Source organism: Oceanobacillus timonensis (genome assembly GCF_900166635.1).
GTDB classification, from domain to species: Bacteria; Bacillota; Bacilli; order Bacillales; family Amphibacillaceae; genus Oceanobacillus; species Oceanobacillus timonensis.
On record NZ_LT800497.1, the window covers coordinates 4,408,077 to 4,430,231 of the forward strand.

At 39.6% G+C, this 22,155-nt stretch carries 24 protein-coding genes and 2 other annotated features; all 24 genes read right to left on the reverse strand.

What is annotated here, in order from left to right:
• Positions 1–250: 250 nt before the first annotated feature.
• The 24 genes from B7E05_RS21710 to B7E05_RS21825 all read right to left on the reverse strand — a co-directional run bounded on the left by B7E05_RS21710 (position 251) and on the right by B7E05_RS21825 (position 22,124).
• Positions 251–856 (reverse strand): class I SAM-dependent methyltransferase, encoded by a 606-nt coding sequence (locus B7E05_RS21710; RefSeq protein WP_080876148.1) that lies wholly within the window; start codon positions 854–856, stop codon positions 251–253.
• Between the two features lie 181 nt (positions 857–1,037).
• The gene (gene rplL / locus B7E05_RS21715; RefSeq protein ID WP_080876149.1) at positions 1,038–1,403 is read right to left on the reverse strand and encodes a 50S ribosomal protein L7/L12; all 366 of its coding nucleotides are present in this window, start codon (positions 1,401–1,403) and stop codon (positions 1,038–1,040) included.
• A gap of 51 nt (positions 1,404–1,454) precedes the next feature.
• Positions 1,455–1,952: a 50S ribosomal protein L10 gene (gene rplJ, locus B7E05_RS21720; RefSeq protein WP_080876150.1), complete on the reverse strand. Its 498-nt coding sequence runs from the start codon at positions 1,950–1,952 to the stop codon at positions 1,455–1,457.
• A gap of 83 nt (positions 1,953–2,035) precedes the next feature.
• Positions 2,036–2,182: a sequence feature (ribosomal protein L10 leader region), on the reverse strand.
• A gap of 49 nt (positions 2,183–2,231) precedes the next feature.
• Positions 2,232–2,924, reverse strand: a complete 693-nt coding sequence (gene rplA / locus B7E05_RS21725; protein ID WP_080876151.1) for a 50S ribosomal protein L1 — start codon at positions 2,922–2,924, stop codon at positions 2,232–2,234.
• Positions 2,925–3,090: 166 nt separating this feature from the next.
• Positions 3,091–3,516, reverse strand: a complete 426-nt coding sequence (gene rplK, locus B7E05_RS21730) for a 50S ribosomal protein L11 (protein ID WP_143833281.1) — start codon at positions 3,514–3,516, stop codon at positions 3,091–3,093.
• A gap of 265 nt (positions 3,517–3,781) precedes the next feature.
• Positions 3,782–4,318 (reverse strand): transcription termination/antitermination protein NusG, encoded by a 537-nt coding sequence (nusG, locus tag B7E05_RS21735; protein WP_080876153.1) that lies wholly within the window; start codon positions 4,316–4,318, stop codon positions 3,782–3,784.
• Positions 4,319–4,527: 209 nt separating this feature from the next.
• The gene (gene secE / locus B7E05_RS21740) at positions 4,528–4,701 is read right to left on the reverse strand and encodes a preprotein translocase subunit SecE (RefSeq protein WP_080876154.1); all 174 of its coding nucleotides are present in this window, start codon (positions 4,699–4,701) and stop codon (positions 4,528–4,530) included.
• Between the two features lie 49 nt (positions 4,702–4,750).
• On the reverse strand, positions 4,751–4,900 hold the full coding sequence (gene rpmG / locus B7E05_RS21745) for a 50S ribosomal protein L33 (protein WP_080876155.1): 150 nt from the start codon (positions 4,898–4,900) through the stop codon (positions 4,751–4,753).
• Between the two features lie 199 nt (positions 4,901–5,099).
• A complete protein-coding gene (gene sigH, locus B7E05_RS21750) occupies positions 5,100–5,750 on the reverse strand; it encodes an RNA polymerase sporulation sigma factor SigH (RefSeq protein ID WP_143833282.1) in 651 nt (216 codons plus the stop codon).
• Between the two features lie 338 nt (positions 5,751–6,088).
• Entirely contained in the window at positions 6,089–6,595 is a 507-nt protein-coding gene (locus tag B7E05_RS21755; protein WP_080876157.1) for an NYN domain-containing protein, read from the reverse strand.
• Positions 6,596–7,324 carry a 23S rRNA (guanosine(2251)-2'-O)-methyltransferase RlmB gene (rlmB, locus tag B7E05_RS21760; protein ID WP_080876401.1) on the reverse strand — a complete coding sequence of 243 codons (729 nt, stop codon included), beginning with the start codon at positions 7,322–7,324 and terminating at the stop codon, positions 6,596–6,598. It lies immediately after the preceding gene.
• Between the two features lie 25 nt (positions 7,325–7,349).
• Entirely contained in the window at positions 7,350–7,754 is a 405-nt protein-coding gene (locus B7E05_RS21765) for a Mini-ribonuclease 3 (protein WP_080876158.1), read from the reverse strand.
• Entirely contained in the window at positions 7,754–9,160 is a 1,407-nt protein-coding gene (cysS, locus tag B7E05_RS21770; RefSeq protein WP_080876159.1) for a cysteine--tRNA ligase, read from the reverse strand. The genes B7E05_RS21765 and cysS overlap by 1 nt, the downstream gene beginning before the upstream one ends.
• On the reverse strand, positions 9,141–9,812 hold the full coding sequence (gene cysE / locus B7E05_RS21775; RefSeq protein WP_080876160.1) for a serine O-acetyltransferase: 672 nt from the start codon (positions 9,810–9,812) through the stop codon (positions 9,141–9,143). Before cysE ends, cysS begins: the two co-directional genes overlap by 20 nt.
• 130 nt (positions 9,813–9,942) lie before the next feature.
• Positions 9,943–10,163 (reverse strand) — a binding site (T-box leader).
• Between the two features lie 67 nt (positions 10,164–10,230).
• Positions 10,231–11,700: a glutamate--tRNA ligase gene (gltX, locus tag B7E05_RS21780; protein WP_080876161.1), complete on the reverse strand. Its 1,470-nt coding sequence runs from the start codon at positions 11,698–11,700 to the stop codon at positions 10,231–10,233.
• Positions 11,701–11,889: 189 nt separating this feature from the next.
• On the reverse strand, positions 11,890–12,987 hold the full coding sequence (locus tag B7E05_RS21785) for a PIN/TRAM domain-containing protein (protein WP_080876162.1): 1,098 nt from the start codon (positions 12,985–12,987) through the stop codon (positions 11,890–11,892).
• Between the two features lie 84 nt (positions 12,988–13,071).
• Positions 13,072–14,445, reverse strand: a complete 1,374-nt coding sequence (gene radA / locus B7E05_RS21790) for a DNA repair protein RadA (protein ID WP_080876163.1) — start codon at positions 14,443–14,445, stop codon at positions 13,072–13,074.
• A gap of 218 nt (positions 14,446–14,663) precedes the next feature.
• Entirely contained in the window at positions 14,664–17,096 is a 2,433-nt protein-coding gene (clpC, locus tag B7E05_RS21795) for an ATP-dependent protease ATP-binding subunit ClpC (protein WP_080876164.1), read from the reverse strand.
• A 13-nt stretch (positions 17,097–17,109) separates the two neighbouring features.
• Positions 17,110–18,174 (reverse strand): protein-arginine kinase McsB, encoded by a 1,065-nt coding sequence (gene mcsB, locus B7E05_RS21800; RefSeq protein WP_080876165.1) that lies wholly within the window; start codon positions 18,172–18,174, stop codon positions 17,110–17,112.
• On the reverse strand, positions 18,171–18,731 hold the full coding sequence (gene mcsA, locus B7E05_RS21805) for a protein-arginine kinase activator protein McsA (protein WP_080876166.1): 561 nt from the start codon (positions 18,729–18,731) through the stop codon (positions 18,171–18,173). The genes mcsB and mcsA overlap by 4 nt, the downstream gene beginning before the upstream one ends.
• A 23-nt stretch (positions 18,732–18,754) precedes the next feature.
• A complete protein-coding gene (locus B7E05_RS21810; protein WP_080876167.1) occupies positions 18,755–19,222 on the reverse strand; it encodes a CtsR family transcriptional regulator in 468 nt (155 codons plus the stop codon).
• 268 nt (positions 19,223–19,490) lie between these two features.
• Positions 19,491–20,228 carry an MgtC/SapB family protein gene (locus B7E05_RS21815; RefSeq protein ID WP_080876168.1) on the reverse strand — a complete coding sequence of 246 codons (738 nt, stop codon included), beginning with the start codon at positions 20,226–20,228 and terminating at the stop codon, positions 19,491–19,493.
• Positions 20,229–20,659: 431 nt separating this feature from the next.
• Positions 20,660–20,914 (reverse strand): hypothetical protein, encoded by a 255-nt coding sequence (locus tag B7E05_RS21820; RefSeq protein WP_245832918.1) that lies wholly within the window; start codon positions 20,912–20,914, stop codon positions 20,660–20,662.
• Positions 20,889–22,124 (reverse strand): IS91 family transposase, encoded by a 1,236-nt coding sequence (locus tag B7E05_RS21825; protein ID WP_080872281.1) that lies wholly within the window; start codon positions 22,122–22,124, stop codon positions 20,889–20,891. Before B7E05_RS21825 ends, B7E05_RS21820 begins: the two co-directional genes overlap by 26 nt.
• Positions 22,125–22,155: the final 31 nt, after the last annotated feature.

Genomic DNA, 22,155 nt, shown 5'->3' on the forward strand with positions numbered 1-22,155 from the left:
CCATCCACAAGCTTTACCACTGTTCCTTTGTTCATTGAAAAAATCAGTTATTCAAAGGATATTGTGATTTTAGATTGTGCAGATGAGAGAATTTTGATAAACTATAGAAAAGCAAATTGTCGAACCTTTGTTTTTCCCGATTCTACAAGCTTTTCCCATCTATAAAGATTTTATACGTTTCCTTGCAGAAAAACGCCAGGCAAACGTACCCTAATCTTAGCATCTTCCAATCTTAGCACATGCCTAATTGTTAGTCAAACTTTTTTGCTCGCAATATAAAATAACCTTTTTTCTTCGTTACGATTTCCACATTACCAAACACCGCTTCTATTTTGTCTTTTGCAGACGGAGCTCCCTGTTTTTTTTGAATAACCACCCACAACTCGCCGTGATTCTCCAGATAATGATACGCCTCTTCCAATATAGCATGTACTATTTTTTTACCGGCGCGTATCGGTGGATTCGTCACAATAGAGGCAAACATTTTTTCGTGTAACTGCTCATACAAATCGCTTTGAAAAATGGTTGTATTGGAGACCTTATTTATTTCTGCGTTTTTTTGAGCCAATTCGACAGCACGTTCATTCACATCAACCATGCAAACACACCTGTCCGGAAAACTGGAGGCCAAAGACAAGCCAATAGGCCCATAACCACAGCCTACATCTAATATCGAACCATTAACCTCAGGTTCCTGAAAAGCCTCAATCAGCAGCCTGGACCCAAAGTCCACTTCATTTTTTGAGAAAACTCCAACATCACTAGTAAACTGAAACATCCTGCCACGCAGCTCAAAAGACCAGTGTCGAGGTATTGATTCCGCCTGAGGCTGTTTCGAATAATAATGATCTGTCATATGGATTAGCACCCACTTTACATGAATTAAGAAAATACTTTATTAGAAAAAAAGACCACTTGTCAAACTAAAAAACATTCTCGTATATCAACTTGAACTTTTTCTAGTAACAAAGTGGTTTTTGGTTTCGTGATAAAAGAGCCCGTCTGAAATACGACGAGCTCTTTTTATATGCGTTAAATTATTTAACTTCTACAGTAGCGCCTGCTTCTTCAAGTTTTTCTTTCACTTCATCTGCATCTTCTTTCGATACAGCTTCTTTAATTGGTTTAGGAGCGTTATCTACTAAGTCTTTCGCATCTTTCAAGCCAAGACCAGTGATTTCGCGAACTGCTTTAACAACTTTGATTTTAGATGCGCCAGCATCGTTAAGAACAACGTCAAATTCAGTTTGTTCTTCTTCAGCAGCACCGCCCGCAGCAGCACCTGCAGCAGCAACTGGAGCAGCAGCTGTTACGCCGAATTCTTCTTCGATTGCTTTTACTAAATCGTTTAATTCAAGTACAGTCATTTCTTTGATTGCACTAATCATTTCTTCGTTTGTCATGATTAAATTCCTCCTGATATAAGTTTGTTTTTTATTAAAACACGCGGTGTATTAAGCACCTTGCTCTTCTTTTTGCTCAGCAACAGCTTTTGTAGCATAAGCCAAGTTACGAACTGGAGCTTGAAGTACGCTAAGCAGCATAGATACCATACCTTCGTAGTTTGGCAGGTCTGCAAGCTCTTTAATTTGATCAAGCGAAGCCACATTGCCTTCGATGATTCCACCTTTAAGTTCCAAAGCTTCATGCTCTTTACTGAAGTTATTCAAGATTCTTGCCGGAGCAACCACGTCTTCACTAAATGCGATGGCGTTAGGTCCGGTCAATACTTCACTGAGTTCATTCAGCTCAACAGATTCGATAGCACGACGAACCATTGTATTCTTATATACTTTGAATTCAACACCTGCTTCGCGAAGCTGTTTACGGAGTTCAGTGACCTCTGAAACATCAAGTCCGCGATAGTCAACTACGACTGCAGTTTGGCAATTACGGAACTTGTCGGCAATTTCCTCTACTAATTGTTTCTTTTGTTCAATAATCCCTGACATCTTTCCACCTCCTAATAACAATCATTCTGTTTACACCGTTCGGACGTGCTTTTCTATAAGGGGATGTCCATTTCTTGTTGAACACACACTATAAAAAAGCTCTCATGTAGACATGAGAGCTTACTTCAGACCAGCAAAACGGTTTGCCGCTCTATAAAATAAACACCTCGGCAGGAAGATTAAACTCTTGTACGAGCCCCTGCTGTCTACGGTATAACATTCGATTTTATGAAACCGAAAATTAGTATATCGAAAGTTGGCTTAAAAGTCAACTGCTAATTAACGGAAACTTGAAACATCTACTTTGATTCCTGGTCCCATTGTAGATGTAATGGAAGCATTTTTAAGGTAAGTACCTTTAGAAGCCTGTGGTTTAATTTTTACTAGCTGATCAGCTAGTGCAGCGAAGTTATCTACTAATTTTTCATCGTCAAAAGAAATTTTTCCGATTGGAACGTGAATGTTAGCAGATTTATCAACACGATATTCTACTTTACCAGCTTTAACGTCTTGAACAGCTTTTTCCACTTCAAAAGTTACCGTTCCTGTTTTAGGGTTTGGCATTAAACCTTTTGGTCCTAAAACACGACCTAATTTACCTACTTGAGCCATCATATCCGGAGTAGCAACAATGACATCAAATTCAAACCAGCCTTGGTTAATTTTATTGATGTAATCTTCTTCTCCAACATAATCTGCTCCTGCAGCTTCTGCTTCTTTTGCTTTATCGCCTTTTGCAAATACTAAAACGCGTTGTGTTTTACCAGTACCATGCGGTAAAACCATTGCTCCGCGGATTTGTTGATCTGCTTTCTTAGGGTCTACGCCGAGACGGAATGCAGCTTCAACTGTTTCATCAAAGTTTGCTTTTGCAGTCTTTTTTGCAAGTTCTACAGCTTCTTTAATTTCATATGCTTTTGCACGATCAATCTGCTTTAAAGCTTCTTGATGTTTCTTACCATATTTAGCCATATTTATTATATCCTCCTCTTTTGTGGTTATAACGGTTGTACCTCCCACGGGACAAGAGAAATTCTCTTGTCTGACACGTGAATCATCTATTCATTCATCACTCTCATGAATAAGGCTGCGGGTACAAACAACCGCAACCTTTCCATTTCGTCTACGGAATTACCGATTAGTCTTCGATTGTGATTCCCATACTGCGCGCAGTACCTTCAACCATACGAACAGCCGCATCAACATCTGCAGCATTTAAATCTGGCATTTTTGTTTCAGCGATTTCTTGTACTTGGTCGCGTTTAACAGCAGCGACTTTTGATCTGTTCGGTTCGCCTGAACCAGACTCGATTCCAGCTGCTTTTTTAAGTAGCACGGCTGCTGGTGGAGTCTTTGTAATAAATGTAAATGAACGGTCCTCGAATACTGTGATTTCAACAGGAATAATTAAACCTGCTTGTTCTTGTGTTCGAGCGTTAAATTCTTTACAGAATCCCATAATGTTAACACCTGCTTGACCTAGAGCCGGCCCAACTGGTGGTGCTGGATTAGCTTTCCCCGCAGGAATTTGCAGTTTTACTAACTTGATTACTTTTTTAGCCACGAGACACACCTCCTTAAAGTCCGTGATGTGGTAATAGGGTCTCTTATTTTATTTACCCTCCCACTCAATTTCTTGCTCTTTTTCTAGTTAAGAACGAGAATAACAAAAAAATCTTAGCATAAATTCAAAAAAAAAGCAAGCCCCCGATTCTTGAAAATCATGGAGTCTACCGCTTTTTGATGATTTAATTATCAAATAGAACAGCCGCCTTATAAAACTCGGTCTGTTTCCGCTTCTATCACCGGCTCATTTTCAACAGCAAAACTTACGTGAGTTTGTCCACTTGGGAAAAGTCCAGTTCAACTGGTGTTTCTCTCCCAAACATATTCACATGCACTTTCAATTTTTGTTTATCCGTATCAATTTGTTCAATTGTTCCTGTAAAATCGGAAAACGGGCCGTCGGTGACACGTACACTTTCTTTCACGTCAAAATCAACTTGTACTGCTGGCTCATTGACGCCCATTCTTTTCAGCACAACCTCTACTTCATCTGGCAATATCGGCGTCGGTTTGGCACCATGTCCACTGGAACCGACAAACCCGGTAACTCCAGGTGTATTACGCACAACATACCATGAATCATCGGTCATCACCATTTCTGTTAGTACATAGCCCGGAAAAGATTTTTTCTTCACCATTTTCTTCTTGCCATTTTTAATTTCTGCTTCTTCATCTTCCGGAACAATCACACGAAAAATCTTATCTTCCATACCCATGGATTCTACCCTTTTTTCAAGGTTCATTTTCACTTTGTTTTCATAACCGGAATACGTGTGAACCACATACCAATTCTTTTCCATTTTGTATCGGACAATAGATTGCCCTGTCCCTCCTCTTTATGAGCTGTTTTGAATGTCTTGCTCCGAGCACCGGACTTAAGAGATGACACGTCACTTTTCCCAGTCTGCAAGCATACATTTTCACTTTTTCTTTCCCAATTTAAAAAACCCGCATAAACCGGGCTTTCGCTGACTTTTCTTCTTTTCATTATACCTGCATTATAACGGAACTATTCAAAAAATGCATTTAAAATTTCTGATAGACCTAAATCAACAACGAAAAAGAATACTGCCATAAAGATTACTGTAGAAATAACTACAAAAGTATAGTTTCTTAGTTCTTTTCCTTTTGGCCAGCTTACTTTCTTCATTTCATTTGAAACATTCTTTAAGAACTTAAACATCTTAACTGTATCCCCCCGAACTTACGCGAATCTGTCCATCAACCTATATCTATTTCGTCTCACGGTGCAGTGTATGTGTTTTGCAATGCTTACAGAACTTTTTCACTTCTAGTCTTTTTGATTGATTGGCTGCGTTTTTGTTCGTTGAATAGTTCCTGCCAGAACATACTGCACATGATAAGACAATTTTCTTATTCATAAATTCCACCCCAATACACAGGGATATAGACTATATTAACATAGCACTTTGCTGTCATAATGTCAATATCGCCTGCTTGTTTTCAGGAATCCGGCAGGTATATTTATATGTTTTCCGTGTGTATGCAGAAGATACGTATAAGGTCGATTTAGCTAAGATAGCAATGTCCGGTTTTTAACAAAATTTTTGCTTTTCCTCTTTAAATCGTAACACCGTTTTCTGCAAGCAATATTTCCAGTTTCCGCTTCACACGCACTAAAGCGTTATCAATAGATTTTATATGCCGATTTAACTGCTCGGCAATTTCCTGATACGTGCAGCCGTCTAAATAGAGCTGTAATACTTGCTTCTCCAAGCCGCTCAACAATTCTGATAATTTAAATGTCATTGCCCCATATTCTTCTTGGTTAATCAGCATTTTCTCAGGATTGCTTCCTTCCGAACTTGATATGATATCAAGCAATGTCCGGTCGGATTCTTCATCATAGATTGGCTTATCAAGAGAGATATAAGAATTCAAGGGGAGATGCTTTTGTCTTGTTGCTGTTTTTATTGCTGTGATGATTTGCCTCGTCACACATAGCTCGGCAAAAGCTTTAAAAGGAGTCGTCTGTTTTAAATCAAAATCACGGATAGCTTTATATAATCCAATCATTCCTTCTTGGACAATGTCTTCCTTATCTGCACCGATGATAAAATAAGCTCTTGCTTTTATCTGTACAAAATTTAAATACCGATGTATAAGGAGGTCCAGCGCATGGCTGTCACCTTTATCGATTAATTCCAGCAAATTAATATCTTCTAGTTTGTCCAACTTCCTGCTGCGTGTATTGATTCGCCCGCCTTTCACTAACAATCCCCCCTAAATCGATATCTCCAAATATCTCCACGATAGGAACTATTATACTAGACCAGTCAAAATATCGTCAACGACCCCTTTATGACAGGAATTGTCGTAATTTGTCGCTTATGCAAAAAATAAAGCCTTTTTACCTGCATACCGGGTGTTATAAAACAGGGCGGGACAGCTTTCTGCACACACCCTTTGTGACTGTCATTATTTATTAAAAAATGTTTAAAATTATTTTTATCGCAGTATGTTATTCCATTGCTCATCATGCACAGGAATAACTCCCCAATAATGGTATGAGAAGCGTTTCCTCCTGTTTTGAACACTTCTTATATATTCTATTTCCCCCTGCGCATCTCTTCAAAACGTTTTAGTAAATCTTGATTTATCGGGATTTTCACAGCTGGCTTTTCTTTTTGATATACCTCCAGGTTGATATGAATCTCCTGATTCATATCATCCATTTCAATTTGCAGTTCTCTGGCAGATTTACGTAAAGCGCCTTGCCCAAAAATCGTACGTTGTTCGGCATAATCCGACGTTGCAACATAAACTTGTGTTTGAATATTCTTCACGGTCTTAACCAGTTTTTCAATACATTCATCTGCAGTTTCTTTTTCGTTCGTGTAAATTACTTCCACCTTCGATTGTTCTTCTTTTGATTCAATTCCCCGAACGTAGTAAGCATCGAAGACAACGATAACACGGTCACCGGTAAATGCCTGATACTCTGCAAGAAGTTCAATCAGCCGGTCCCTTGCTTGTCCAATATCCTTTTCTTTCAGTTGCTGCAGCTCTGGCCAGGCACCGATAATATTATAGCCATCCACAATTAATACAACCATTTAGGAACTCTCCAATGGCTGACGTTTTCTGAGCACTTCATAAAGAAGTAAACTGCAAGCAACAGATGCATTTAACGAGGATACTTGTCCAACCATCGGTAAGCTGACCGTCCAGTCACATTTTTTTCGCACAAGACGACTCATTCCTTTGCCTTCATTCCCGATAACAATTCCGATTGGCAGTGTTCCGTCCAGCTGCCGGTAATCTTCATCCGCGTTTGCTTCTGTCCCGACAACCCATACATTTCTTTCCTTCAACGCATCGATTGTATTGGCAATATTCGTCACTCTGGCAACGGGAATATGCTCCAATGCTCCTGCCGCTGTTTTGGCTACAGTAGCTGTTAAACCAACAGAACGGTGCTTCGGAATAATCACACCATGTGCACCTGTTGCATCTGCCGTGCGCAAAATAGATCCTAAGTTATGCGGATCCTCTAATTCATCCAGTATAATAAAAAAAGGATCTTCTTCTTTTTTCTCGGCTTTATCGAAAAGTTCATCTATTGATGCGTAAGGATAAGAAGCAACGGAGGCAATCACTCCCTGATGATTTCCCTCCTGCATTTTATCCAGCTTGGACCTTGGTGCTTTCTGAACAACCGCTCCCGCTTCCCGGGCAAGCTGTTGTATTTTATGCACAGCTCCCCCCTGCATCTGTTCAGATATCCAGACTTTATGAACAGAACGACCGGATTTTAATGCTTCCATAACAGGGTTCTTTCCCATAATCCATTCCTGTTCCTGTGTCACTTCAAGCACTCCCTTCTTCTAAAAAATCAATGGCTTTCGTCATTAGTTTCTGTAGTCTTTGTTCATTTTTTAATAAATAGTGATAGCCAATCAACGCTTCAAATGCGGTACTATATCGATAAGTTTGTACATTCACATTCTTGGGCGTACTGCCTGATTTAGCATTTCTTCCCCGAACCACCACACGACTCTCTTCTTCTGTTAAAAACGCATCCTGTTCCAGCCAATGCAGAACCACCTTCGCTTGTGCTTTACCGGATACATATCGAATTGCTGCCTGATGCAGTTGATTCGGTTTAATGGTTCCCCGCTCTAACAACAGCTCACGCACATATACTTCATAAATGGCATCGCCGATATAAGCTAGAGCGAGACTTTTCATTTGCCTGACATCACTGGCTTTCATTATTTACCTCTTTTCCACCGAACACCCTGCGGCGTATCTTCTAAGATGATTTGTTCTTGTTTCAATTGGTCGCGTATTTCATCCGCACGGGCAAAATCACGATTTTTACGTGCCTCGTTCCGCTCAGCAATCAGTGCTTCAATTGTTTCATCCAGCATTTCTTCCTGCTCCACTTCGATATCAATACCTAACACGCGAAGCATAGAGGCAAGGCGCTCACGAAAAACATCAATAACTTCTGTAGCAGTTTGCTCCTCCTGGACATAGACATTCGCATCTTTGGATAAATCAAATAGGACGGAAATAGCATTTGCTGTATTGAAATCATCATCCATCTCCGCTTCAAAATGCTTTGTATGTTCCTCAATACGGTCGAACCATTCTTTGTTATCTTCTCTGAAGTCCATACTTGTTTGCCGGCGGTGCCCTAAATTATGATAAGCTGTTTCAATCCGTTCTAAACTTGTTTTCGCACTCTGTAATAATTCTTCCGTAAAATTAACCGGATTGCGATAGTGAACAGAAAGCATAAAGAACCGCAGTACTCTCGGATCATGCTGCTCAATCAACTCTCGTGCCAGCACAAAATTCCCGAGTGATTTCGACATTTTTTCATTTTCGATATTAATGTAGCCGTTGTGCATCCAATAGTTTGCAAAAGTTTTATCATTATGTGCTTCCGATTGGGCGATTTCATTCTCATGATGCGGAAACGTTAAATCCTGTCCCCCGGCATGAATATCAATGGTATCTCCCAAATATTTTTTAGCCATCGCGGAGCATTCAATATGCCAGCCCGGGCGACCTTTCCCCCAAGGAGCATCCCAGGCAATTTCACCTTCTTTTGCCTGTTTCCATAGAGCAAAATCTAAAGGATCTTCCTTTTTCTCGCCAATTTGAATACGTGCACCTGAGCGCAGCTCGTCAATCGATTGGTGAGACAACTTTCCATACCCTTCAAAAGAACGCGGTTTGAAGTACACATCACCTTCCGCCTCATAGGCATAACCTTTATCGATTAATTCTTTGATAAACACAATGATGTCCTGCATGGAATCCATCACACGCGGGTTTTTGGTTGCTTTTTTAACACCTAACGCCTGCACATCTTCTAAATATGCATCAATAAAACGATCGGCTAGCGCACCGACTTCTTCTTTCGCTTCTTTGGCGGCTTTGATAATTTTATCATCTACATCGGTAAAGTTCAGAACGTAGTTGACATCGTACCCTCGATACTCAAAATATCGACGGACCGTATCAAAGACAATTGCCGGACGTGCATTTCCGATATGAATATAATTATACACGGTCGGGCCGCATACATACATGGATACTTTCCCAGGCTCAATCGGCTTAAATTCTTCTTTCTGCCTCGTTAACGTATTATATATTTGAATCGTCATGGTTGTTTATTCTTCCTTTCTTTAAATGCTCCACTTCTGCTTTCAATTCCTTAATCTGCTCTTGTAAATCTTTACAAGTTTCCGCAACCGGATCCGGAATCTTATGATGATCTAAATCTTTCTTCAGACGTTTTCCATCTTGTACAACGACTTGACCAGGAACACCGACAACAGTAGCATTAGCCGGAACATCCTTTAATACAACAGAACCTCCGCCAATTTTGGAATTTTCTCCAATTGTAATAGCTCCCAGTACTTTGGCTCCTGTTGCAACCATTGCATTGTCTTCAATCGTTGGATGCCGTTTGCCTTGTTCCTTCCCTGTTCCACCAAGCGTTACCCCTTGAAAAATGGTGACATTATCGCCTATTTCACATGTTTCTCCGATAACCACGCCCATTCCATGATCAATAAACATCCGTCTTCCTATTTTTGCTCCGGGATGTATTTCAATACCAGTGATAAAACGGGCGAATTGTGAAACAAAACGGGCAAAAAACTTCAGATTTTTATTATACAGCCAATGCGCAAGGCGATGTGCCCAAATTGCATGTACACCCGAATATGTCAACATCACTTCAAAATATGTCCGGGCGGCTGGATCCTGTTCAAATACAACTTCCATATCTTCTTTTATTGTTCGAAAGACCATTTACATAAAGCCCCCTTTGGTTTAAATAATCAGGAAGCATCCTTGTTACAATATGGAAGTATATTACTATCCAATTTGCTCCCCTCTCCTTTTACCAGTTATAAAAAAAGCGTCTCTGTGTTATTGAAAACACAGAGACGCTTTTTTAGCGCGGTTCCACTCTGTTCAGGAAAAATATCCTTCCCCACTTTGCTCCTGTTAACGGCAGAGAACCGCTACCATGTACTCTATGTTCGTTCCATGATAGACTCTGAGGCGCACTTCGAAAAGACATCTTAAAATCACTCGCAGCAAATGTGATTCTCTCTGTGTAAGATATTCTTCTTTACTTTACCCCATCAACGCTTTATTGATATTTCATTTTCATAGGCATTTCTTATAAGGATAATATATTATATAATGCAGGAAATGTGAACTCCTAAGCATTCATTTCCTTTAATAATTTATCCAGACGCTTCACAACAACATCTCTTCCAAGCAGCTCAATGGCAAAAGGAAGCTCCGGACCATGCATTTGTCCGGTTGTCGCAACACGGATTGGCATAAAGAGCTTTTTCCCGCGATGTCCTGTTTCTTTTTGGGTTGCTTTAAATTGTGCTTTAATGGAATCTTTATCAAACGACTCTAAATGAATCAATTTATCTGTGAATACTTGTAATACTTCGGGAACTTGTTCTTCTCCTAAAACTTCCCATTCTGCTTCTCCATACGTAATATCCTCTTGGAAAAACAAGTCTGTCAATTCAACGATTTCTGCTCCGTAGCGCAATTGTTCACGGTACAAGCTAATCACATTTTCTGCCCATTCCCTCGTTTCATCATCCATGTCTTCCGGGAGTTTTCCAGCTTCAATTAAATGCGGCAATGCTAAATCAACGACACGATGTAAATCTGCTTTCTTAATATATTCATTGTTCATCCATTTCAATTTATGCTGATCAAAAATCGCAGCAGAAGTCGATAAACGTTCCGGATCGAAAATGTTAATTAACTCGTCTTGTGTGAACATCTCTTCTTCACCGACTGGAGACCATCCAAGTAAACTGATGAAGTTAAACATTGCTTCCGGTAAGTAACCTAGATTACGATATTGCTCGATAAATTGGAGAATATGCTCATCACGTTTACTCAGTTTTTTACGTTCTTCATTCAGAATGAGCGTCATATGTCCATAACGCGGTGCTGTCCATCCAAACGCATCAAAAACCATCATTTGTTTCGGTGTGTTGGAAATATGCTCTTCTCCCCGCAATACATCCGTAATTTCCATAAAATGATCATCAATCGCTACAGCAAAATTATAAGTAGGGATTCCATTTTTCTTTACAATTACCCAATCCCCAAAATCACTGGATTCAAATGTGATTGCTCCACGGACAATATCCTGGAATGTATAGGTTTCGTTTTTTGGAACACGGAGACGGATACTCGGTGTTCTGCCTTCTGCTTCAAAAGTCTTTATTTCTTCTTCTGTCAGATTGCTGTGTTTGCCAGCGTATTTTGGTACTTGTCCATTCGCACGCTGTTCTTCCCGCTCTGCCTCTAACTCTTCTTCTGTCATATAGCATTTATAAGCCAAATTACGCTCCAGCAGTTCATCTACAAATTTTTGATAGATATCCAAGCGTTCTGTCTGACGGTAAGGACCGTAATCTCCGCCGATATCTGCACCTTCATCCCATTCTAAACCGAGCCATTTTAAATATTTTAACTGACTCTCTTCGCCGCCCTCTACATTTCTTTTAGCATCTGTATCTTCGGTGCGGATGATAAATTTTCCATCAAAATGTTTTGCATATAAATAATTAAATAAAGCCGTACGGGCGTTACCAATATGCAAATGCCCTGTTGGACTAGGTGCATAACGTACGCGGACTTCCTTACTCATTTAAAATGCCTCCTTCATTGTTTAGATAATAGCTGCCTGCTTTTTTGCTTTCAAAAAATGAGATATGATATTTTTTGAATCCTTCTCAGCAAAGATGTTTTTTCCCTCACCTTATAAACAAGCTCTATACGAAAAGTGATAACATATACATGTTATCACTTTTTTTATCCTTTATCAGTTATACCCTTTTTACAACGCTTTTTCAAGTAATTTTGGTTTTGCAAAAATCATTCGGCCTGCAGAGGTTTGCAGAACGCTGGTAATCACAACCTCTATATTTTTGCCGATATAATCCCTGCCTTCTTCCACAACGATCATCGTGCCATCATCTAAATAGGCAACACCCTGATTATGTTCTTTCCCGTCTTTAATAACTTGAACATGCAGCTCTTCACCCGGCAGAACAACCGGCTTCACGGCATTGGCAAGGTCATTAATATTTAAGACCGACACGCCCTGGAAGTCACATACTTTATTTAAATTAAAATCATTGGTAACGACAATCCCATCAATGACTTTTGCTAATTTAATCAGTTTGCTGTCTACCTCGGGAATATCTTCAAAATCACCTTCGTAGATTTCTACCGGTACCGCAAGCTCTTTTTGGATCCGGTTCAGGATATCCAAACCACGTCTGCCCCGGTTCCGCTTCAACGCATCCGATGAATCTGCAATATGCTGTAATTCACCAAGGACAAACTGTGGAATAACGATGGTTCCTTCTAAAAAGTTTGTCTGGCAAATATCCGCAATACGTCCATCAATGATGACACTTGTATCTAAAATTTTCGAGCTTGGCCTCACAGAGGCCGTATCTGTATCCTCTTCCTCATTGCTGCGGCGCTTTTCCTTTTTCGTCGGTTTGAGTATATTCATAAATTCCTCACGCCGGCGAAAACCGACTTGGAATCCTAAATACCCGAGAATAATCATGATAAAAAGCGGCAGAACCTGTGAAAATACACGAATACTCATATCTTGGAACGGCATATTAACAAAGTAAGCTATAACGAGACCGACAATTAAACCAATACTGCCAAAAAACAAATCCATGGCCGGTATTTTTACCAGTCCATCTTCCACCCAACGAAAGAAATTTACAATATAGTTTACTAGTAAATAAGACAAGATAAAAAATATAATAGCTCCAACAATCATTCCCAATATAGATGAAGTTAACCAGCTTGATTCAGCAACATTTAATAACCGGACGATTACTGGAAGATAGAGATACCCCATGGTACCGCCTAATATAATAAAAAATAAGTGTACTACTTTTCTCATCAATTCCTTTCACCTCCTGACTATTATAGTAGTATTACCCAAAAACATGGAATATATGCTTTTTTACTAGCAATTCTCATGAAAAATCTACTGACGCAATCCAATCTCTAAAGCTTCCTGTACATTAGAAACACCGATTACTTCAATTCCTTCCGGGTAATTCCATCCGTCTAAATTATTTGTCGGGCAAATAACCCGTTTAAATCCCAGTTTTGCAGATTCCTGTACCCGTTGTTCGATACGGGACACCCTGCGAATTTCACCTGTTAAACCAACCTCGCCAATAAAAATATCGTCCGGCTTCGTTGAATGATCACGGAAGCTCGAAGCAATACTGACCGCCAGCGCTAAATCAATTGCCGGCTCGTCCAGCTTCACGCCGCCAGCTACTTTAATATAAGCATCCTGATTTTGCAGCATCATTCCAACACGTTTTTCCAATACAGCCATCAAAAGCGGGACACGATTATGATCCACTCCTGTAGCTGTTCTGCGCGGATTCCCGAAGCTTGTCGGTGAAATCAATGCTTGTATCTCTACTAAAACGGGGCGGGTTCCTTCCATCGAAGCGACAACGGTTGATCCGGCAGCTCCTTGAGACCTTTCTTCCAGGAAAATTTCTGAAGGATTCATGACTTCACGCAACCCTTCTTCCTTCATCTCAAAAATCCCCATTTCATTCGTACTTCCAAAACGGTTCTTCACACCTCTTAAAATACGGTAAGTATGGTGTCTCTCTCCTTCAAAGTACAATACTGCATCTACCATATGCTCCAATAAACGTGGACCGGCAATCGATCCTTCTTTGGTCACGTGACCGACAATGAAAATGGGAATTCCCTTGGTCTTCGCTATTTTCATCAGTTCCATGGTACACTCTCGAACCTGAGACACACTGCCGGGAGCACTGGTTACTTCTTCTTTAAAAATCGTTTGAATGGAATCCACGACAACAAAGGAAGGATTGATTTCTTCTATCTGTCTGCTGATATCCATTAATTTTGTTTCTGATAAAACATATAATGCATCTGTTTTTATATCTAACCGATCAGCACGTAATTTCGTTTGCCGTGTAGATTCCTCACCAGACACATAAAGAACCGGCAATTCCTTCTCTGCCAATTGCGCAGATATTTGCAGTAAGAGGGTTGACTTTCCAATACCCGGATCCCCGCCAATTAAAACCAGCGACCCTAATACAACGCCTCCGCCTAATACACGATTAAATTCCCGCATTTTCGTCGTAATACGGGGTTCCTCTTTTGTTTCTATCGAAGTAATTTTTTCCGGTTTTTGAGAGGAGGCTGTGTCAGACATATATCCTGCTCTGCCTTTCACAGCAGTAGCTTCAACTTCTTCAACCATTGTATTCCATTGCTGGCAAGCTGGACATTTCCCCATAAACTTCACTGATTCATATCCACATTCTTGACAGACAAATTTTGTTTTCCTTTTTGCCAACGTTTCAGGACCTCCTTCAGGCAACGTTCAACCTGACAAACTTCACTCTACATTGAACCAGCCTTATTTTCTATTATAGACTATTTTTCGATTTCATAGGTTACAGAAAAACATCAAATTTAAAAACACTCTTCCATACTTATGCCACAAGTATCTTCAGGGAAAAAAGAAAGCTAGAAGAACCGCATTCTTCTAGCTTTCTCACCTTACATCCTGTATTAAGAAAGGACAACAAAGTCTCCTTTGCTATTCAACCCTATCTTCACTTTCTGCTCTTTTTCGATGTTTCCTTTTAAAAGCTCTTCTGATAATAAATTCTCTATATTATTTTGAATAGAACGTCGAAGCGGACGAGCTCCATATTCTGGATCAAAGCCTTCATTAGCAATTTTTTCAATTGCCTTATCTGTAAGAGAAAGCGTTAATTCTTGCTCTTCCAAACGTTTTTGCAGCTGTTTCAGCATTAATGATGCAATATCTTTCATGTGTTTTTTCTCTAAAGAGTGGAACACAATTGTCTCATCAATACGGTTCAAAAATTCTGGACGAAATGCTTTTTTCAATTCATCCAACACTTTTGATTTCATATCTTCATGTTCTCTCTTCTGGTCATTATCTAAAGTGAAACCAACATATTTATTACGTCTCAGTTCATTTGCACCAACATTGGAAGTCATGATGATTACGGTATTACGGAAATCAACAACTCTTCCTTTGGAATCAGTCAGCCGGCCATCTTCAAGCACCTGCAAAAGAATATTAAAGACTTCGGGATGTGCTTTTTCCACTTCATCCAGCAGAACAACAGAATATGGTTTACGACGGACTTTCTCGGTTAATTGGCCGCCTTCTTCATAGCCTACATAGCCCGGAGGAGATCCCACTAAACGGGACGTCGCATGTCTTTCCATATACTCTGACATATCAATCCGGATCATTGCATCTTCATCAGCAAACATCACTTCTGCAAGTGCACGGGCAAGTTCTGTCTTCCCAATACCAGTTGGTCCAAGGAATATGAATGAGCCGATTGGACGCTTCGGATCTTTTAATCCAGCGCGGGCACGACGTATTGCTTTAGCCACTGCATCCACAGCTTCGGATTGCCCAATGACACGATCATGAAGAATTTCTTCCATGTTTAACAAACGATCGCTCTCATCTTTGGTCATCTTAGCAACAGGAACTCCTGTCCAGATAGATACCACGGCAGCAATGTCTTCCATCTTCACTTCCGAATCCGTTTGTCCTTGTTTTTCTTTCCATTCATTCTTTGTTTTTTCAAGTTTTTCCCGATAGCGTTGCTCAGAATCTCTTAAAGAAGCTGCTTTTTCAAACTCCTGGCTTTGGACAGCAGCATCTTTTTCTTTTCTTACTTCTTCCAGTTTTTGTTCCAGCTCTTTTAAATTTGGCGGAACCGTATAGGAATTTAAGCGTACTTTTGAACCGGCCTCATCAATTAAATCGATAGCTTTGTCCGGTAAAAAGCGATCGGTAATATAACGATCTGATAACGTTGCCGCTGCTTCAATGGCTTCATCCGTAATAGTGACACGGTGATGTGCTTCATAGCGGTCCCGTAAACCTTTCAAAATTTGAATGGTTTCATCCAATGTCGGTTCATCCACTTGAATCGGTTGGAAACGGCGTTCCAGCGCGGCATCTTTTTCGATATATTTACGGTATTCATCCAGTGTCGTTGCACCAATACATTGCAAGTCACCGCGAGCCAGGGACGGTTTCAGGATATTCGATGCATCAATCGCACCTTCTGCTCCACCGGCACCAATAAGCGTATGAAGTTCATCAATAAATAAAATAACATTGCCGGATTGACGAATCTCTTCCATAACTTTTTTCAGACGGTCCTCAAACTCACCACGATACTTTGTCCCTGCAACTACTGTACCCATATCCAATGTCATGACACGTTTGTCCCGGAGTGTTTCCGGCACTTCGTTATCAATAATCTGCTGTGCCAACCCTTCTGCAACAGCAGTCTTCCCGACACCAGGTTCTCCAATTAATACAGGATTATTTTTGGTGCGGCGGCTCAATACTTGAATCACACGTTCAATTTCCTGAGAACGTCCAATAACTGGATCAATTTTTCCTTCTTTCGCACTGACTGTTAAATCACGGGCTAACGAATCTAAAGTAGGCGTGCTTGCGTTTGTCTGCTGTCCTGTACGCCCTTGTCTGCCTGCCTGAGACTCATTGCTCCCCAACAACTGAAGAACTTGCTGTCTGGCTTTATTTAAGCTCACACCGAGGTTATTTAAAACACGGGCAGCAACTCCTTCTCCTTCACGGATTAAACCTAAAAGGATATGTTCTGTACCCACGTAGGAGTGGCCTAATTTTCTTGCCTCATCTTGAGATAATTCAACAACCTTTTTCGCTCTCGGGGTATAGTGAATAGATTGAGAAGGCTGTTTGCCAACACCAATCAGTTTTTCCACTTCCTCTTGAATTTTAGCTACCTCTAGACCAAGAGACTGTAATGCTTTTGCGGCAATACCTTCTCCTTCACGTACTAAACCAAGAAGAATATGTTCTGTCCCGATATTATTATGGCCTAATCGTACAGCCTCATCTTGAGATAGTGCCAGTACCTTTTGTGCTCTCTCTGTAAAGCGACCAAACATCATATGTTTTTTCCTCCTACTTTTTCAAATTTAATCTTTCGCGAATAATAGATGCTCTGCGAATATCACGTTCATCAGAGCGGAGTTCTTTATTGGCATAATGTTGCAAGAATCCAGGCTGTGTTAAAACCATCAATTCATTCAGTATATTCTCGGAAATATTTTCTATTATGCCTAAATCAATTCCCAGACGCAAATTAGAAATACAGATAGCAGCTTCCTTGGAATCAATAATTCTACTATTTTTAAGCGTTCCATACGACCGGAAAACACGATCCTCTAAACGGATCTCGGATTGTTCATAAATATACTGACGGGCCATGCGTTCATGTTCCACAAGTTGATTCACGATACTTTCCAAGTCTTCCACAATATCTTCTTCCGACTTACCCAGTGTAATCTGATTCGATATTTGAAATATATTCCCTCTTGCCTCACTGCCTTCCCCATATATACCTCTGACAACAAGTCCCAGTTGGTTGATAGCAGGGATTAGCCGATTCATTTGCTTCGTAAGTACAAGTGCAGGTAAATGCATCATAATGGAAGCTCTCATGCCAGTTCCAATATTGGTAGGACAGCTGGTCAGATATCCTTTTGTCTCATCAAACGCATAGTCGGCTTCTTCTTCCATCCAATCATCTAGATAATAAGCTTTCTCCAGAGCATTCCTTAACTGAAGTCCTGGATAATACACCTGCATACGCAAATGGTCCTCTTCATTTACCATAATGGAAGTCTGCTCATTTTCCGATAATAAAACAGCCGCATACTCACTATGTTTTATTAAATGTGGACTTACTAAGTGTTTTTCCACCAAAACATGTTTTTCAATCATATTTAACTGCTTCATTGGTATGAAAGAGAGAGAATCCTGCTTGGAATCGTCTTGCTCCACATAATTTTCCTTTATAAATTGCAGCACATCTTCCAATGCTTCTTTATTCCCCGATGTTGGATACAATTTATCTGCAAAGTTGCGGGCCAAACGGATGCGGCTGCTCATGACAATATCTTTATCCGGACCATCCTCCAGCATCCACGGGCTAACCGCCTCATTGATAAACGATTCTAATGTCACGTGTTATCACCCGCTTCCTTATTTTGTTGATTTGCTTTTTCCAGCTCTCTGATTTTATCGCGAAGAACAGCTGCTTTTTCAAATTCTTCATCTTCAATCAATTGCTTTAACTCCGCTTTATGGGAAGTAATTAATCGTTGTTGCTGAATATACTTCCCAGCACGTTTCGGAATTCTTCCGGTGTGTTTGGTATTCCCGGCATGTACACGCCGTAAAATTGGCTCTACCTTTGAACCAAAAGAAGCATAGCAATCTGCACAGCCAAATTTCCCGGCTTCTTTAAATTCGCTAAACGTTCTGCCGCAAGATGGACATTTTAAATCTGGAGGCTGTTTAGGCTGATTCGTATTTGCTGTTCCTGCAGCGTTTAAATGTAGCCCATCTTTTTGAAACAATCCTGCTAACAGATCATTCAAGGAATAGCCTTCTTCCGGATAAGTCAGATATCCTTTTTTCTTTGCACATATCTCACAAAGGCTGATTTTTTTCTCCTGCCCATTTATGATATGTTTAAAATGCAATGTCGCCTTTCTTTCATGGCATTCCTGGCATTCCATACGATTCCTCCCCTTTTAGGTCATTAATCGTTCAAATACTTGAGTGTTGTTAATGCAGATTTAAGGATACGCGCACGCAACTCATCTCTAAGTGGTAATTGAAAAGCTAACGTCGTTCGGTCAATACTAGCTAATATTAATTTAGCTTCACGTGCTGTAAGCAGTTCCTCCTCTAACAGGCGGTCTAAAATGTCTATTGCAGCACGTTGAGGAATCGAATCACCGATTAAATAAATAATTTCATCGATTAATTCCGAATTATCCTGATGACGAACACGCATGATGCGGATATACCCTCCGCCTCCGCGCTTACTTTCGACGATATACCCTTTCTCAATTGTAAAACGGGTATTAATAACATAATTTATTTGAGAAGGTACACATTGAAACTGATCTGCAATTTCACTTCTTTTTATCTCAATCGCTTGCTGTTCCTCTGCCTGTAATACTTTTTTCAAATATTGTTCAATAATATCTGAAATGTTACTCATCCTTTGCACCTCAAATCAAATAATTTATTTGATAAATTATTCCTTTTGACTTTGACTAACTTTGACTATGGTTTTATTATAATATAAATTTCTTCTGTTGCAAATGGATGATACTTCTATTTTTGACAAACAGACCAAAAATCAAAACTAAATTATAGAAAATCTATGAAAATATTTAAGCATGTGTTATTTAAGTACATGTTCAAACTGGCAAGGCTGCGATTATTCCCCCTTCAAACGTAAGTAAATAGTTGAACATCTTTATCATTTAATCCCGCTTCGTTATATTTACTACCCCTTGCTGTTTAGATATATCGTCAAATAAATAAACTAAATTATTATCCCTCTTCATATCTGTCCATATATGAATTCTACGCTGATCACCCTCCAGCTGCTTTATCTCTACTTGTTTAATACTGAAATGCTTTTCTTCAATTGACTTTACTGCTTCATGTATTTCAAAATCTTTTGAAGCAATAATCTCAATAAAATTACTGGATCTGAAACGTGGAAAGAAATATTCGATTTGGTTTAAAAAAATTAAACTGACTAGAATAATTAGAGTAGTTACAATAGCAGCGCTATACATTCCAGCTCCGACTACTAATCCAATTCCTGCTACAGCCCATATAGAAGCAGCGGTGGTTAGTCCTTTGATAGCTCCTCCATAAACAATGATGGTACCAGCGCCAAGAAATCCAATACCACTGATTACATAGGACGGGATACGAGCAGGATCAAATTGAACGTTGTCGTATTGATGTATAAAAGCAATAAAACCAAAGAACGATAAAATCATCATCAAGCAAGAGCCTACCCCTACCAGTATATGCGTACGAAACCCGGCTGAATGATTATTAATTTCCCGTTCAAAACCAATTAAGCCGGATAATAGTAAAGCAATAAACAGCCGTAATAAGATAACTGAAAAATTGTCTCCGATGAATTGTTCCAATCTGGCTTCCTCCCTTCCTTCCCTATTACTATTTATTGTAAGCTTATTCATATGCTTAAATTATCATCTCTTTTTTGTGAATATGCAAATTGTTTAGGGCATCACTATATATTTCAAATGAAATAACTTTATCGTTCATTTTATTGTATTGCAGTCTTCTTTAAATGATTATTTCGACAATATATAATGTGAAACTTCATTCAGTATCGATTTCTCGACACACAAATATTTTCGGGAGCAGAGTTAATATCATCCCGCAACCTCACGAACATAATCTGTTTGCTCACCCTCACTGTATAGGACTATAACTTCGTTTACTGCTCTCTATTAAAAAGTTTTCATTCTTCTTTATTTTCAAAGTGGAAGCAGGGCAGACAACGACCCTGAAAAAAAGACGTTAGCGAATTTTCTCACCAACGTCAAAATTATATTATCAAAAGAACAAAATCGCTAACGCGACTAAATCACGTCCCAAGTAGATGCTAATCACTTGGGACGTTTTTCGCTTCAATCATAGTGCCATTACAATGCGGACAATGAAGTTCTACTTCATCTCTATTATTTTTATCCACACTAAATTCACCAATGATATACTCCGGGACTTCATCGGTTCCATGGCAATCTAAACATTGAAATAATATGATCTTCATTTCTTCTTTTAAGCCAAAAGGATCCTCTTCGTCCAGCCAGTCTGGAAAAAATTCATCTGATTTATCCGGCTCTTTTGGGTTTGTCAATTCCGTATCTCCTCCTTCTTTCTTTCTCTACATCCTCCATGTAATGATAAATCCACCCATAGTCAGCATGCCATATTCCAATGAGCTCCATCTGTTTACGGCAACACGGACATTCCAAAGGGTCCTGTTCAAATGATTCTATCATACGTTGACGGTATGTTTTTTTCTTACGTTTTGCTTCCAAAAGAAACGAAATCTGCTTCGTTCTCATGAACGCATATAAACTCAATATTTGTTGCGCTTTACGATGAGCCCTTCTACTATACAGCCCATATCTCCCAACCATTCGAAAATGCTTTGGTGGAATGTGTTGTAATATTTCAAATAAGAACCTGTACACTGGAACCTTTTTATCTACACGTTTTCCTGTTTTATGATCCTCATACCAGTAATGAACTGTTTCCCCATCATAAGATTCAATACGATATTCGGCGATAGCTGGTCGAGCTAAATATCTGCCGATATACTTGGCTACACGCTTGGCATTGTTCATTTTCTTCTCTGCATTGACATAAAAGCCTTTCGGATACCTTTGATATAACTCATTAATAAGTTCTATGATTTTCGGTGTTGCAGGAAACCACTTCTTCAACAAATCTAAGACAACTTTTTGCCAGGACTTTCTTAAAAAATCATAAGGAACATATCCATTATTAACCCATTCATTTTGATTATCTAACGCACCTTCTGTCACCAATGCATGTATGTGAGGATTAAACTTTAAATCTCTTCCAAACGTATGAATAACCGTAATAATCCCTGAACGGAAGCCTCTTTTCTTACCTTTCTTTTTATTATGGTACTGAAATACTTCGGCTACCTGTTTACTTAATTCATTTAATTTTTTTCGGTCATTGTAAAATATGTTTCTTAACTCTCGTGGAAGTGTAAAGACCATATGGCGATGCGTAACATTAAATATCATTTCCTGTTGTTTGTCTGACCAGTCATCCGTATACTTTTTCCCACAACGGTGGCATAGTCTGCTTTTACAAGTAAAACACACGAATTTAGGAGAAGGATCCCCTTCACATCCTAAACACTCATAGCGAGCATATCCTAAATCACGTGTCCCGCAACGAATTGTTTTTTCTACCGTTTCTTTTATATGTTCACGATAAGTTTTCGGAAAACGATCAGCATGGAACTCCCAAAATCCAGCAAAATGGTCTTTTAAGATTTCTTTAATAACTCCGCTTCCCTTTCTCATATCTCTACCCCTCCAGTGAGTTAATAAAAGT

What these genes read in the sequence shown, in the direction of transcription:
- B7E05_RS21710 (WP_080876148.1), bottom strand. Translation starts at nt 856, where the DNA reads ATGACAGATCATTATTATTCGAAACAGCCTCAGGCGGAATCAATACCT.
- rplL (WP_080876149.1), bottom strand. Translation starts at nt 1,403, where the DNA reads ATGACAAACGAAGAAATGATTAGTGCAATCAAAGAAATGACTGTACTT.
- rplJ (WP_080876150.1), bottom strand. Translation starts at nt 1,952, where the DNA reads ATGTCAGGGATTATTGAACAAAAGAAACAATTAGTAGAGGAAATTGCC.
- rplA (WP_080876151.1), bottom strand. Translation starts at nt 2,924, where the DNA reads ATGGCTAAATATGGTAAGAAACATCAAGAAGCTTTAAAGCAGATTGAT.
- nusG (WP_080876153.1), bottom strand. Translation starts at nt 4,318, where the DNA reads ATGGAAAAGAATTGGTATGTGGTTCACACGTATTCCGGTTATGAAAAC.
- secE (WP_080876154.1), bottom strand. Translation starts at nt 4,701, where the DNA reads ATGTTTAAGTTCTTAAAGAATGTTTCAAATGAAATGAAGAAAGTAAGC.
- rpmG (WP_080876155.1), bottom strand. Translation starts at nt 4,900, where the DNA reads ATGAATAAGAAAATTGTCTTATCATGTGCAGTATGTTCTGGCAGGAAC.
- B7E05_RS21755 (WP_080876157.1), bottom strand. Translation starts at nt 6,595, where the DNA reads ATGGTTGTATTAATTGTGGATGGCTATAATATTATCGGTGCCTGGCCA.
- rlmB (WP_080876401.1), bottom strand. Translation starts at nt 7,324, where the DNA reads ATGGGAAAGAACCCTGTTATGGAAGCATTAAAATCCGGTCGTTCTGTT.
- B7E05_RS21765 (WP_080876158.1), bottom strand. Translation starts at nt 7,754, where the DNA reads ATGAAAGCCAGTGATGTCAGGCAAATGAAAAGTCTCGCTCTAGCTTAT.
- cysS (WP_080876159.1), bottom strand. Translation starts at nt 9,160, where the DNA reads ATGACGATTCAAATATATAATACGTTAACGAGGCAGAAAGAAGAATTT.
- cysE (WP_080876160.1), bottom strand. Translation starts at nt 9,812, where the DNA reads ATGGTCTTTCGAACAATAAAAGAAGATATGGAAGTTGTATTTGAACAG.
- gltX (WP_080876161.1), bottom strand. Translation starts at nt 11,700, where the DNA reads ATGAGTAAGGAAGTCCGCGTACGTTATGCACCTAGTCCAACAGGGCAT.
- clpC (WP_080876164.1), bottom strand. Translation starts at nt 17,096, where the DNA reads ATGATGTTTGGTCGCTTTACAGAGAGAGCACAAAAGGTACTGGCACTA.
- mcsA (WP_080876166.1), bottom strand. Translation starts at nt 18,731, where the DNA reads ATGGAATGCCAGGAATGCCATGAAAGAAAGGCGACATTGCATTTTAAA.
- B7E05_RS21810 (WP_080876167.1), bottom strand. Translation starts at nt 19,222, where the DNA reads ATGAGTAACATTTCAGATATTATTGAACAATATTTGAAAAAAGTATTA.
- B7E05_RS21815 (WP_080876168.1), bottom strand. Translation starts at nt 20,228, where the DNA reads ATGAATAAGCTTACAATAAATAGTAATAGGGAAGGAAGGGAGGAAGCC.
- B7E05_RS21825 (WP_080872281.1), bottom strand. Translation starts at nt 22,124, where the DNA reads ATGAGAAAGGGAAGCGGAGTTATTAAAGAAATCTTAAAAGACCATTTT.